The sequence below is a fragment of the Nonomuraea sp. NPDC003201 genome, assembly GCF_053590415.1.
On record NZ_JBSFTC010000009.1, the window covers coordinates 37,483 to 49,992 of the forward strand.

Below are 12,510 nucleotides of genomic sequence, written 5' to 3' on the forward strand. Positions count from 1 at the left end.
TTGTGTTCCAATTACCCAGCCGGAACGAATCCCATGCGCCACACGCGTGTCTGATTTCTTTCGAGCACGTATCGGCGAGAGGTTGCGAGAGTCAGTGAGGACGAAAGACCCCAGGCACACGAGGTCAGGGGAGTACACAGGCGGACGTTTCCGGCTGGGGAACTGGCGTGTGCGCTCCAGGCTGGTCGCGCTGATCCTCATCCCCACGGTGGTGGGCGTGCTGCTCGCCGGCGTGCAGCTGGCCAACGCCATCGGCACCAACGCCGAGTACCGCCGGCTCACCCAGGTCGCCGAGCTGGTGCAGCGCATCGGTGCGCTCAACCACGAGCTCGGCAAGGAGCGAACGCTCACCGCGTGGTACGTCTCCGACCGCAGCAGAGGCCAGCGCCTCGTCCAGCTCAAGACGCAGCGGCAGGCGACGGACACGGCCAAGAAGCAGGCGCTCAGCGCGGCGAACGCCATCGACGCCGCGCACTCCGCGCGTGTCATCGAGGGCGTCGCCAACATGCGCCGGTGGCTCGCCGGTCTCGACAGCCTCCGCGAGTCGATGGTCTCGAACGTGCCGCCGCGTGCCGCCATCAGCACGTACACCACCATGATCGGCGTCTTCTCCGCGATCGAGGGCGACCTGGGCGCCGGCGTCAACGACGACACCCTCCAGGGTGACGTGGCCGCGCTCGGCTCGCTGCAGCGGGTCAAGGAGGAGATCTCCCGCCAGCAGATCATCCTGATCGTGGCGCTCGTCCAGCGGAAGCTGGACAACGACGACCTGTCGGACTTCCTGGGCTCCTGGAACAAGCAGCAGGCCGAGCTGGCCGCCTTCGAGCAGGAGGCCAGCTCCAAGGACCTGGACGCGTACCAGAAGGGCGTCAGGGGCCTGCAGATCGACCTCGCCGACGCCATGCGCCAGCGCGCGCTCGCCCAGATGCGCGAGTACAACGAGATCCGGGACCTCGACGTCACCACCCGCCGCGACCTCGGCAACTGGTACGAGTCGACCACGCTGTCCGGCAACGCCATGCGCAAGGTCGAGGACGGTCTGGCCACCAAGATCGTGGCCAGGACCCGCGAGCTGAGCGACACCGAGCAGCGCAACGCGATCATCTCCGGTGCGGTGATCCTGGTCCTGCTGCTCCTCGTCCTGGTCTTCACCACCCGCGTGGCCGGTTCGCTGGTCCGCCCGCTGCGCCGGCTGCGCGCCGAGGCGCTCCAGGTCGCCACGACCCGGCTGCCCGAGACCGTCCGCGTGCTGCGCGAGTCCGGCGACAACGCGCAGATACCCGAGACGCCCTCGGTCGGCATCAACACCCGCGACGAGATCGGCGAGGTCGCGCAGGCCTTCGACGAGGTCCACCGCGAGGCGATCCGGCTGGCCGGCGACGAGGCCAAACTGCGGGCGAACGTCAACGCCATGTTCGTCAACCTCTCCCGCCGCAGCCAGACGCTGGTCGAGCGGCAGCTGCAGCTCATCGAGGGTCTGGAGCAGGGTGAGGAGGACGAGCAGCGGCTCGCGAACCTGTTCCGCCTCGACCACCTGGCCACCCGCATGCGCCGCAACAGCGAGAACCTCCTGGTCCTCGCCGGCCAGGAGGCCGCGCGCAAGTGGAGCGAGCCGGTGCCGCTGGTCGACATCGCCCGCGCCTCGCTGTCCGAGGTCGAGAACTACGAGCGGGTCCAGATCCAGATCCCGTCCGGCACGCTGATCGTCGGCCCGGCCGTCACCGACGCCGTCCACCTGCTCGCCGAGCTCATCGAGAACGCGATCTCGTTCTCCCCCCGCGAGAGCAAGGTCCAGGTCACCAGCACCCCCGCCGAGGGCGGCGTGCTCGTGTCGATCAACGACCTGGGCATCGGGATGAACCAGGAGGAGCTCTCCGAGGCCAACTGGCGCCTGGCGAACCCGCCCGTCGTGGACGTGTCGGTGTCGCGGCGCATGGGCCTGTTCGTGGTCGGCCGCCTGGCCCTGCGCCACGGCGTCCGCGTGCAGCTCAGCCCCCGGGAGACGGGCGGTCTGAGCGCGCTGGTCTTCATGCCGGACATGCTCATCAGCAACGGCCTGGGCGGGCCGCAGCAGGGCGGGCAGTACGAGGCGTTCACGGACTTCGACCCGAGCATGTTCGCGGAGCCTTCGCGGAACGGGTCCGCCTCCTACGGCGCGGCGCCCTCCGGCGACGGTCCCGAGCACGTGGTGGACACGCAGTGGCCGGGGTCGCTGCCGGTGCCGGGGAGCGGCAACTGGGCTCCCTTCGGCGGCGACCAGCAGGCGCCGTTCAACGAGCAGCCCGCCGCGTTCAACGACCGGCCCGCCGCGGACCGCCCGTTCGGTGAGCAGCCCTTCAGCGAGCAGCAGCCCTTCAGCGAGCAGCAGCCGTTCGGTGAGCAGCAGCCGTTCGGGGAGCGCCAGTCGCCCTACACCGAGCAGCCGCAGAGCTCGCAGAACGGCGACCAGCCGCGCTGGCCGTCCTTCGCCGAGGAGCCCCCTGCGCCCGCGCAGCAGCCGTTTGGCGAGCAGCCGTTCGGGGAGCAGCCGTTCGGGGAGCCGCGCTGGCCGTCGTTCGCCGAGGAGACGCCGCCTCCCGCGCCGCAGCCCAACTCGTTCGCGGAGAACCGGTGGCCGTCCTTCTCGGAGCAGCCGCCGCCCCTGCAGGAGGAGGAGCCGCGCTGGCCGTCCTTCGCCACCGAGCCGCCCAAGCAGCCGCAGGAGGAGCCGCGGTGGTCGTCGTTCGCCGACCCGGTGCCGCGCAGGTCGCTGTTCGAGTCCGAGGATCGTCCGCAGCCGCAGTTCGGGGAGTCGTACCGCTCGCCGTTCGCGGATGACCTCAAGCCCGCCGACCCGTTCCAGCAGAACGGGCAGTCCAACTACGACAGGTTCGGGCCCGGCGACTACTCCTCGCAGGACATGACCGGCCCGCTCCCCGTGGTGCGCAGCTCGCCCATGGAGGAGCAGGGCGACGAGTTCCTGCCGATCTTCTCGTCGGTCGGGTCCGACTGGTTCCGGCGGCCGGAGCCCGAGGTGCTGCAGCCGCACAGCGAGCCCGCTCCCTACGAGGCCGCTTCCTACGAGCCCGCTTCCTACGAGGCCGCTTCCTACGAGCCCGAGCCGGAGACCACGGCCGTGCATCCGGCAGTGCCCGCCGACCCGACCCCGGTCGCTCCCGCGCAGTCCCCGTCGGGGCTGCCGCGGCGCACGCCCGGTGCGTCCGGGGCGGGCGCGACATGGTCCTCGCCCGCGGACTCCGGCTTCCAGGCCGCGCAGGCCGCCGCGCAGCCCGCGCAGGGCGGCACGACGTCCTCGGGCCTGCCCCGTCGCGTGCCGAAGGCCAACCTGGTGCCCGGTACGGCCAGCCTCGCCGAACCCCAGGCTTCGTCACCGGCACCGCAGATCTCACCCGAGCGGCTGCGCAGCCGGCTCTCCAGCTTCCAGCAGGGCGTCCGCCAGGGCCGAGCGTTCACCCGGGGCGAAGAGAATGAGGAGGACAAATGAGAGAAATGAGCCAGGGAGCGCGCGGCATCAGTTGGTTGATCACGGATTTCGTGAACAACGTGCCGGGCGTCGCCCACACGGTCGTGGTGTCGTCTGACGGTTTGCCGCTGGCCTTCTCCGAGGGTTTTCCCAAGGATCGGGCCGACCAGCTCGCCGCTGTGGCGTCCGGCGTGATCAGCCTGACCCAGGGGGCCGCGCGGGTCTTCGAGGGCGGTATGGTGACCCAGACCGTTATCGAGATGCAGCGTGGGCTCTTGATGATCATGTCCATCAGTGATGGGTCCTGTTTGGCGGTCCTGGCTGCTCCCGACTGTGACATGGGCCTGGTAGCTTACCAGATGACCCTGCTGGTCGAGCGAGCGGGCCAGGTGCTGACGCCGGCCGTACGCGCCGAGCTGCAAGCGGCCCGCCCCCGCTAGTGGGGCGGTGACAGGAGATCATGGTGTCAGGTCAGGGTTGGGCTGGTGATAGCACTCCGCCGCATCCGGCGGCTCCCCGTCCGCAGAAGCAGAGCTCCCTGGTACGGCCCTATGCCGTGACCGGGGGGCGTACCGCTCCGCGGATGAAGTTCGCCATGGAGGCATTGGTGTCCTCCGTGACGTCGGAATACCAAGACATTTCCCTACTTAGTCCGGAGTATCAGGCGATTATTCAACTGACCCGGAACGTCCGGTCGGTTGCCGAGATCTCCGCCCTTTTACGCCAGCCCCTTGGCGTGGTCCGGGTGCTGATCGCCGACATGGCGTCCGAGGGCCTGATCCGCGTGCACCAGCCTGCGCTGGACGCCGGAAAGCCGGACCTCAACTTGCTCGAAAGGGTGCTCAGTGGACTTCGCAGGCTCTAGCCCCGGCCTAACCTCGACGAAGATCGTCGTGGCCGGGGGCTTCGGCGTGGGGAAGACGACATTCGTGGGTGCGGTATCGGAGATCCTGCCGCTCACCACCGAAGCGGTCATGACGGACGCCTCCGCGCACGTGGACGACGTCTCCCTCACACCGAACAAGACCACCACGACCGTGGCCATGGACTTCGGCCGGGTCTCGCTCGATCGCGACTTGATCCTTTACCTGTTCGGCACGCCCGGACAGCACCGCTTCTGGTTCATGTGGGACGACCTGGTACGCGGTGCGATCGGCGCGGTCGTCCTCGTGGACACGCGCCGCCTGGCGGACAGCTTCCCCGCGATCGACTATTTCGAAGAGGCGAAGCTGCCGTTCGTGATCGGCATCAACGGCTGGGACGGGCAGTTCGCGCACGCGGAGGACGAACTCCGCGAGGCCCTGTCGATCGGCGGCCACATCCCGATCGTGCGCCTGGACGCCAGGCAGCGGGAGTCGGTGAAATCCACCTTGATCACCCTGGTGGAACACGCCCTGACCCGCCACATGCACACCCCGGTGTAGGCGGACCGCGGCTCGTCCAGGTTCAACCTGCTGGACCCCCCCGAGGCCAACGGCCTTCGCAATGGGGCGCTTCGCGCCGAAGGCGCTCAGACGTTCTTGTCTGGGCGCCTTCGGCGCACCCCTTGACCTACGAGGCGGTGGGCCGCCTTCTGCCCACCTTGCCAACTGGATCAGGCAAGCTTCGTTGAGCGATCGCGGTTGGGAGCCTTGCCGAACCCGCCAGGTCAATCGACGCGCTGAGTATCGCCGCGGACAACGAGTTCCAGCACGGGTGCACAATCTCCCTGGTCGAGGGCCTGACGCCTGGCCAGAGACGGCCGCTCTCCGCATGCTCAGGCCCCGGCGCGGCCCAGCGGACGCCCCGGATTGTCCAGCCAGATCCGTTGCCCCTCCCGCGTGATGGTCATGCCGAACCGCTCCCGGTCCGGCTCCCCCCAGGACACCCACTGTGCGTAAGCGTCGGTGATCTCATCCCACAGGGACCGATCGCCGAGCTGGTACGCGAGGTGATCGCCGTCCGGGTCGTGAACCGCCGCCGCCCAGTGGGCCGGGTCGGCAGGGTCGACCACGTACAGCACGAAACGGTCCCCCTCGTCGACCTCGCGGATGTGCAGGCCGGTGAGAGCCGACATGGCCAGCCCCGCCCCCGCCGGCGTGTGCGCGATCGTGCGCGGGTCGACCCGGGTCGTGGACCGTCGGCCGCTGCCGTCGTCGTCGGAGACGGGGGATCCGTCCTGCGAGCGCATCAGCATGTACGACGTGCAGCCGGGGAACCGGCCGACGGCGACCCCGTCCGGCCTGACCACGAGCCGCACGGAGAGGTCGACGTCGAAGCCGGGCGAGAACGGCGCCACGATCACGCCGCCCGGCCGAGTCTGCTCGACCCATGCGTACGGCACCGTGTGGACGGCGCAGGTGACGTGGACCCGGTCGTACGGCGCTCCCTCGGCCCACCCGTCCGCCCCGTCACCGACGATCAGGCGCGGGTGCACGTCAGCTGCGGCCAGCGTCTTTCCCGCCTGCTCGGCGACGGCCTGGTCGACCTCGATGGAGGTCACGACGCCGTGCTCGCCGACCAGGTGGGACAGCAGCGCGGCGGTCCAGCCCGTGCCCGTGCCGATCTCCAGCACCCGATCACCCGGCTCCGGATCAAGCAGGGTGAGCAGATCGACGACGGTCCCCGGGGCGGAGTTGGAGGAGGTGTAGCGCCCGTCCACCTCGCGGATGTCGGTTGCGCCGGCATCGAGCTGCGTCACGATGGCATCCGGTCCGTACACCGTGGCCCACCAGGTGTCCGGGTCGGCGTGCCGGTCGATGAGGCGGGGGCCGCCTCCGGTGAGAACGACCCCGGCAGGGGGCACGAACCGATGCCGGGGCACGGACCGCAACGCCTTGTCGATGGCGCCACTGACCGGGCGGCGCTCGCTGATGGCGTCGATGAGGCCATCAATGCGGGCGTCCAGGTCGAGGGTCACTTGCCGTCCTTCTTGTCCCCGTCACCGCTGCCGCGCTTGCCCTCGCTGCCGTCTCCGTCGTTCTGGCTCTTCCTCTCCTTCGGGGGCGTGAACGGCTTCAGGCTGGGCTCCTCGCCCTTGTGCTTTCCCATGCCGGCCTCCTACGTCTAGACGAGTCGCTTATCGTAATCGTACGACTACGTTCCGGGGCGGGTAAGGTAAATGCCGGTTCCAGCCTTCACCGATAGGCGACTGCCACCCCCCGCTGTAACGCGCCCAGGCGTGACATGGGTAGAGCCTCGCCCTCAAGGCGAGTACCGGAAGCGGGGCCCGTCGTCGGTTGATCTCGTCTATCAGCCCTTCGCCAGTTGATCGGGTCGTCGGCGCAGCCGGCGTAGCACTGGCTGCATTCGGCTGGCAGTAGCCAGAGTTCGCGGTGATTGACAGCTCTCACGTCCGGGCGCTGAAGAGCGGCCCAAAACGGGTCCGAGCCGGGTCGACCGTGGGAAGACGGGCTCCAGACATCACGTGATCGCCGACGGCAACGGCATCCCTCTGGCGCGCTGAGTCTGATCGGCGGTAACCGCAACGACGTCACCCAGCTGGTGCCGCTGCTGAGGTCGATTCCGCCCGTGCGCGGGCGGCGTGGCCGGCCCCGCCGACGGCCCAAGGTGCTGTACGCCGACAGAGGGTACGACCACGACAAGTACCGGCGGCTGGTCTGGGCCACCGGCGTGAAGCCGATGATCGCCCGCCGAGGTGCCGGGCATGGCTCCGGCCTGGGCGTCCACCGCTGGGTGATCGAGCAGACCATCGCACTGCCGCACTGGTTCGGTCGGCTGCGTATCCGCTGGGAGATCCGCGATGACATCCACGAGGCTTTCATGGCCCTCGGCCCGCTGATCATTGTGTTGGAGGTCCCAAGTCGTGAGGACCGGACGGGCTCGGATATTCGGTGGTCTGCCCGCCCCCTGAGGACGCAAGATGAGGCGCATGACTCTGGCCACCCCCATACTGCACACCGCTCGCCTGCGACTGCGCCCCTTTACCGACTCCGACGCGGACCCCCTCTTCGCGCTGCACAGCAGCACCTACGTGATGCGCTACTGGGACTCCCCGCCGTGGACCGAACGGGCCCGCGCCGAGCGCTTCATCGCGGCTTGCCGGAAGATGGCGGACGAAGGCACCGGGGCGCGGGTGGCCATCGACCGTGCTTCTGACGGGGCCTTCGTCGGCTGGTGCAGTCTGACCCGATGGAACCCGGACTACCGCAGTGCGGCGCTGGGCTACTGCCTCGATGGGGCGATGTGGGGCCGCGGCTTCGCGACGGAGGCCGCGCACGCGTTGGTGCGGTGGGCATTCGACACACTGGACCTGAATCGTGTTCAGGCCGAGGCCGATACGCGCAACGTGGCATCTGCCCGGGTTCTGGAGAAGATCGGATTCGTACGTGAAGGGACGTTGCGGGAAGACTGCGTCGTAAACGGCGAGGTGTCCGACTCATGGGTGTTCGGGTTGATCAGGCGAGAGTGGCAGCCGTCGGCCGTGCCGATTCCAGCCTGCTAAGAGCTCCGAACCAGGTGTTAGGAGCTCTAAGCCGGATCATCGATGCATCGCGGGCGACTGGGCCGACTTCGGCCCACCCTGCCGACTGGATCAGGCAAGCTTCGTTGGACAGGGGCCCCAGACCTCGCCGTCGGGTCAATCGACGTGCGGACAAGCGCCCTACAGATAGTCGTCGAGCTGCCGCCATTGCGTGGGGTGGATGTCCACCGCGTGACTCCCGCACGGCGCACTGGGACGGCGTCTCCCCAATCTCATCATGTAGGGCCGTCCAGGAATTGATGTCTACACGGGAACGACGGTGACCAAGCTTTCCAGTCCGACGAAGTCGTCGGTGTTACGCGTGAAGAGCGGCAACATTCGGCTGGAGGCGACTGCGGCGATCATGAGGTCCATTCGGCGAGGTCGCGGGTCACGCTTCGCGGCGAGCGTCAGTGCGACAAGGCTGCCGTAGCGAGCCGCCGCGTCGGCATCGAAGGGCAGTGGCTCGAAGTCGGTCACCGCAGCCCCCAGCTTCTCCATGCGCGCGGCTCGGGTGGCCTGATCCTTGGCCATGGCCAAACTTGGTGAAGTTCGGCAAGCGTGATGGCTGTGAGCTCGGGATAAGCCGGGAGATCAGCGGGAGAGATCTCGGCGAGATCAATGTAAACCCACGTGTCTATCACTCCGGCACTGTGCCTCTCAGTCATCGCGGGTCGTCGTCGATGCGGTCCTCGGAGTCGAAGAACTCGTCCGCCTCTCGACACATCGCTGCGTAGTCCACGACTGGAAGTCGGCGGTGTCTGGCGACGAGCTCTTCAGCGCTCAAGCGCCGTCGGCGTGAAATCGGTCGCAACTCCGCGATCTCGACTCCGTTGCGGGTGACGTGAAAGACCTCGCCTGCCTCAACCTGATCCATGACGGCGGCGGAGTTGTTGCGGAACTCCCGTTGGGTGATGATCTTCATCATGCGCCCAACGTAGCTCGACGTAACCCTCTGTGCTACGGAGATCGCCGACGCGTGCGGCCCACGACGAATGGCATCCCGTGCGGAGCCGCCGGGTGACTGCCGGTTATCTCGGCCACATTCCCCCAGAGAACCACACAGCGCCGCCCAAGACGATCATGGCCGTCAGAGGGTCTTCACGGTGCCGCCGTCGATGATGTGGTCCGAGCCCGTGATGTTCCCGGCGACGTCCGACAGCAGGAACGCGATCAGCGCCGCCACCTCCCGCGGCTCGGTGATACGGCCCGTGGTGATGCCGAACGCCGCCGGGATCCCCTCCAGGAACGCGGCGTGGTCCGCGCCCGCCAGAGCGGCCATCTTGCCGCCGAAGCCGTCCGGGTCGTCCCAGAGTGCGGTACGGACGACGCCGGGCGAGACGGTGTTGACGCGGACGCCCCGCGGCCCGAACTCCTCGGCGAGGGACTTGCCGAGCGCCGTCAGGGCGGCCTTGGCGGCGCTGTAGGCGACGGGGCCGGCGGCCGGGAGCCGGGAGTTGATGGACGAGACGTTCACCACCGAGCCGCGCCGCTCGATCAGGCTGGGCAGGGCGGCCCTGGTGACGCGGACGGCGCTGAGCAGGTTGACGTCGAAGATGGCGGCCCACTCCGCGTCGCCGGTGTCGAGGAAGCCGACCGGCTCCACGGCGTCTCCGCCGCCCACGTTGTTGACCAGCAGGTCGATACCGCCCAGCTCGGCGAGGGCGGTGTCGATGAGGGTGGCGACCCCGCCGGGGGTGCTCAGGTCGGCCGGCACCGCTATGGCGCCCGACTTCTCCAGTTCGGGCGTGATGGTGCGGGCGGCGCCGACGACGCGTACCCCCTCGTCGATCAGGGTCCGCACGGTGGCCAGGCCGATGCCCCGGCTGGCGCCGGTGACGACGGCGGTCTTGGATTCGAGTCCGAGCTTCATGATCTCTCCCATTTTCTTGAACTCAAGGTACAAAATGAGGGTGCGGTAAATCCCGGCGGGGGTCGGGTCAGAGGGAGTCGACGACCGCGTCGACCACTCTGGTGAGGCGGTCCGGGCCGTCGGCGACGCGCGCCAGCAGGCGCATGCCGACGACGGTGTTCAGCAGCAGGCTCCCGACCGCCCGGGCGTCCCGGTCGGCGGCGATCTCGCCCGTGCGCCGGCCCTCCTCGACCAGCGCGCGGAAGGCGTCCTCAGTGCGGTCGAACATCCGCCGCACGAGCTGCGCCGCGCTCTCGTCCGATTGGCCGAGCTCGGCCGCGGTGTTCACGGCCATGCAGCCGCGCCGGTCGGGGTCGGCCAGGTCCATCTCGGACAGGAGGCGCAGCGCCCTGCGCAACCTGTCCTTGACGGGGCCCGGCTCCTCCAGCATCTCGATCAGCGCCGCCGCCTGGCTGTCGCGGTAGCGGCTCAGCGCCGCCTCGAACAGCGCGTGCTTGCTGCCGAAGGCGTTGTAGAGGCTGCCCTTGCCGATGCCGAGCGCGTCCACCAGGTCCTGCGGCGTGGTGGCCGCGTAGCCCTTGCGCCAGAACACGTCCATGGCGTGCCCGACGGCCACGTCCGGATCGAACTGCTTCGGCCTCCCCATGGCTACGACGCTAGCAGTTTCTGGACCTGGGGGTCAAAATCACCCGGCGGCCGGCATCTCCGGGGGCGCTCCGGTCGCCAGCCGGTGGGCGCGCCGCGTGATCGCGGCCGGCCAGCCCTCCGGCACCACGGTGAAGGCGCCCGCCCGCACCGCCGCGAGGGCCTGGTCCGCGATGTCCGCGGGGTCCTCGCCGTCGGGCGACATGCCGGTGCGGACCAGGGCCGGGCACAGCATCGTCACGCCGACCGGCGTGCCGGCCAGCGACAGCGCCGCCTGTTCTGCGAGGGCGACGACGGCGTGCTTGGAGGCCGCGTACGCGCCACCGGCCGGGAACGTGACGAGCCCCGCCAGCGAAGCCGTGATCAGGATGTGCGCCGGCCGGCCGGACGCGAGCAGCCGCGGGACGAACGCGCGCAGCCCGTTGACCACGCCGCCCACGTTCACCGCGAACACCCGGTCCCAGTCCTGCGGGCTCACCTCCCACGGAGCGCCCAGGTCCCGGCCGACGATGCCCGCGTTCAGGCAGACCAGATCGACGTCCGGGGCGGCGGCGGCCAGCGCCTCCATCTGCGCGGCGTCGGAGACGTCGGTCCGGACGGCCTCGGCCCCCAGCTCGGCCGCGGCTTCGGCGAGCGCCGTCTCGTCGACGTCGGCGAGCACGACCCGTGCCCCGTCCGAGCGGAGCCGGGCGGCCAGCGCCCTGCCGATCCCGCCGGCGGCGCCGGTGACGACGGCGTTGGTGAGGTTCATGAGGATGCTCCAAACATGGTCGACGAGTCCGCCGTCGTGGTGGGAGTGCACACGACCGCGTCGAAGGCCTGGTGCAGCGGCGTGTCCACGGTCGCGCTCTGCGACCGGATGCGGTCCAGCGGCGGCCCCGTACGCAGGTCGGTCAGGGTGACGGCCCCGCCGAGCCCGGCGTCCACGAGGGCCCCTTCCACGCTCCCGGGAGCCGGGGCGTCGAGGCCGACGACGTCGAGCGTGAACCCGACCGGGGAGCCCTCGGCGGGGACGATCATCTCCGGCACCTGGGCGGCGGTGTGGGTCAGCGCCACGGCGCGGTAGCGCGGGCCGAGGTCGCGTGCCAGGTAGTGGCCCATCGGCAGGCCGGCCAGGTGGCCGCCGAAGGTGACGGGGGTCTTCTGAATGTGGTTGTTGTGGGCCACCAGCACGACTCGCGCGCCGGCGCCGGCCCTCTCCAGATGCCACCGTACGGCCGCGGCCATGTAGTGGTCGCGCGCCGACGTGTCACCTGGCAGGCCCGCGCCGGAGAACAGGTCGTTCATGGCCCGGAGCATGTAGTCGGTGTGGCGGGCGGCATCCAGGTGGCGGCGGGCCGTGTCGTAACGGTGCCGGTCGGCGCGGGAGACGTAGAGCGGTTCGAGCGCCCGCAGCCGCAGCGACAGCCGGGACAGGCCCGCCGTGAGGGAGTCGCGGAACGCCGGGTCGAGAGCGCCCCACGCGGGCGCCGACACGGCGGCCGAGCCGCCGGTGATCTCGTCGGCCGCGCGCAGGACGCCGGCCACGAAGTCGTCGAGGTCCGGGTCGACCAGCCGCAGGTATTCGGCGACCGGGTCGAGGTCCGGCCGCAGGGTGAGGGTGTTGGGCAGGTCGATCCCCACGATCCGGACGGGCCGTGACCTGCTCCGGTTGTAGTGGCGCAGCCAGCGCAGCAGCTCTCCGAACACACCGCGGGTGAGGGGCCCGGCCAGCCGGAGGAGGTCGGCCTCGTCGCCCTCGCCGGCCAGCCAGGCGTTGACGGCGGCGGCGTCCGCGGATCCGAGCTCGAACGCCACGTCGGTGAACCCGCAGCGTTCGAGGAGGAAGCGCAGCAGCCGCGCACGGGCGAGGTTGAACTCGCGGACGAAGTGGGCGCCCTCGCCGACGGCCACGACCTGGGCGTCGCCGACCACGCCGCGCAGCGGCTCGAGGTCGTCGAGGTCGGGGTCGGCGGGGTCGAGGGTGTTGAGGACAGTCGTGTGCCCTGACAGGGAACGGGAAGTCATGGAAATGCACTCGTTTCTCGGTGGATGCCGGAAGCCGGCGGTCAACGCGTCGAAGAACGC

The 12,510-nt window shown here is 69.7% G+C and carries 13 protein-coding genes and 1 pseudogene; 6 read left to right on the forward strand and 8 right to left on the reverse strand.

The genetic code is table 11. The annotated features are described in order from the left end of the window. The first annotated feature begins 169 nt into the window (after positions 1-169). The 4 genes from ACWDX9_RS06520 to ACWDX9_RS06535 are packed head-to-tail and all read left to right on the forward strand — an operon-like array spanning position 170 to position 4,887. Positions 170-3,484 (forward strand): nitrate- and nitrite sensing domain-containing protein, encoded by a 3,315-nt coding sequence (locus tag ACWDX9_RS06520; protein ID WP_449949770.1) that lies wholly within the window; start codon positions 170-172, stop codon positions 3,482-3,484. Next, a complete protein-coding gene (locus ACWDX9_RS06525) occupies positions 3,481-3,903 on the forward strand; it encodes a roadblock/LC7 domain-containing protein (RefSeq protein WP_090935862.1) in 423 nt (140 codons plus the stop codon). Before ACWDX9_RS06520 ends, ACWDX9_RS06525 begins: the two co-directional genes overlap by 4 nt. 20 nt (positions 3,904-3,923) lie before the next feature. After that, the gene (locus ACWDX9_RS06530) at positions 3,924-4,328 is read left to right on the forward strand and encodes a DUF742 domain-containing protein (protein WP_225964010.1); all 405 of its coding nucleotides are present in this window, start codon (positions 3,924-3,926) and stop codon (positions 4,326-4,328) included. Further along, on the forward strand, positions 4,309-4,887 hold the full coding sequence (locus tag ACWDX9_RS06535) for a GTP-binding protein (RefSeq protein ID WP_192790701.1): 579 nt from the start codon (positions 4,309-4,311) through the stop codon (positions 4,885-4,887). Before ACWDX9_RS06530 ends, ACWDX9_RS06535 begins: the two co-directional genes overlap by 20 nt. A gap of 332 nt (positions 4,888-5,219) precedes the next feature. On the opposite strand, the gene ACWDX9_RS06540 is transcribed toward ACWDX9_RS06535, so the two are convergent. Next, on the reverse strand, positions 5,220-6,362 hold the full coding sequence (locus ACWDX9_RS06540) for a methyltransferase domain-containing protein (protein ID WP_449949773.1): 1,143 nt from the start codon (positions 6,360-6,362) through the stop codon (positions 5,220-5,222). Then, positions 6,359-6,493 (reverse strand): hypothetical protein, encoded by a 135-nt coding sequence (locus ACWDX9_RS06545; RefSeq protein ID WP_264086028.1) that lies wholly within the window; start codon positions 6,491-6,493, stop codon positions 6,359-6,361. The genes ACWDX9_RS06540 and ACWDX9_RS06545 overlap by 4 nt, the downstream gene beginning before the upstream one ends. Positions 6,494-6,780: 287 nt before the next feature. Here ACWDX9_RS06545 and ACWDX9_RS06550 point away from each other — a divergent pair. Together ACWDX9_RS06550 and ACWDX9_RS06555 are read left to right on the forward strand one after the other, a co-directional pair. Beyond that, positions 6,781-7,249, forward strand: a pseudogene (locus ACWDX9_RS06550) (transposase); the annotation flags it as partial. A gap of 85 nt (positions 7,250-7,334) precedes the next feature. After that, entirely contained in the window at positions 7,335-7,907 is a 573-nt protein-coding gene (locus ACWDX9_RS06555) for a GNAT family N-acetyltransferase (protein WP_449949777.1), read from the forward strand. A 282-nt stretch (positions 7,908-8,189) separates the two neighbouring features. Here ACWDX9_RS06555 and ACWDX9_RS06560 read toward each other — a convergent pair whose 3' ends face one another. The 6 genes from ACWDX9_RS06560 to ACWDX9_RS06585 form a co-directional block, all read right to left on the reverse strand. Further along, complete coding sequence (locus ACWDX9_RS06560) at positions 8,190-8,459, reverse strand: hypothetical protein (RefSeq protein WP_449949779.1); 270 nt, start codon at positions 8,457-8,459, stop codon at positions 8,190-8,192. 130 nt (positions 8,460-8,589) lie between these two features. Further along, positions 8,590-8,853 carry a type II toxin-antitoxin system Phd/YefM family antitoxin gene (locus tag ACWDX9_RS06565; RefSeq protein ID WP_449949782.1) on the reverse strand — a complete coding sequence of 88 codons (264 nt, stop codon included), beginning with the start codon at positions 8,851-8,853 and terminating at the stop codon, positions 8,590-8,592. Positions 8,854-9,015: 162 nt separating this feature from the next. Then, positions 9,016-9,798, reverse strand: coding sequence for an oxidoreductase (locus ACWDX9_RS06570; protein WP_449949785.1), 783 nt, complete (start codon positions 9,796-9,798; stop codon positions 9,016-9,018). 67 nt (positions 9,799-9,865) lie between these two features. Continuing rightward, entirely contained in the window at positions 9,866-10,444 is a 579-nt protein-coding gene (locus ACWDX9_RS06575; RefSeq protein WP_449949787.1) for a TetR/AcrR family transcriptional regulator, read from the reverse strand. A 39-nt stretch (positions 10,445-10,483) separates the two neighbouring features. Further along, positions 10,484-11,194, reverse strand: a complete 711-nt coding sequence (locus ACWDX9_RS06580) for an SDR family NAD(P)-dependent oxidoreductase (RefSeq protein WP_449949789.1) — start codon at positions 11,192-11,194, stop codon at positions 10,484-10,486. After that, positions 11,191-12,450: an erythromycin esterase family protein gene (locus ACWDX9_RS06585; protein ID WP_449949791.1), complete on the reverse strand. Its 1,260-nt coding sequence runs from the start codon at positions 12,448-12,450 to the stop codon at positions 11,191-11,193. Before ACWDX9_RS06585 ends, ACWDX9_RS06580 begins: the two co-directional genes overlap by 4 nt. Positions 12,451-12,510 lie beyond the last annotated feature (60 nt).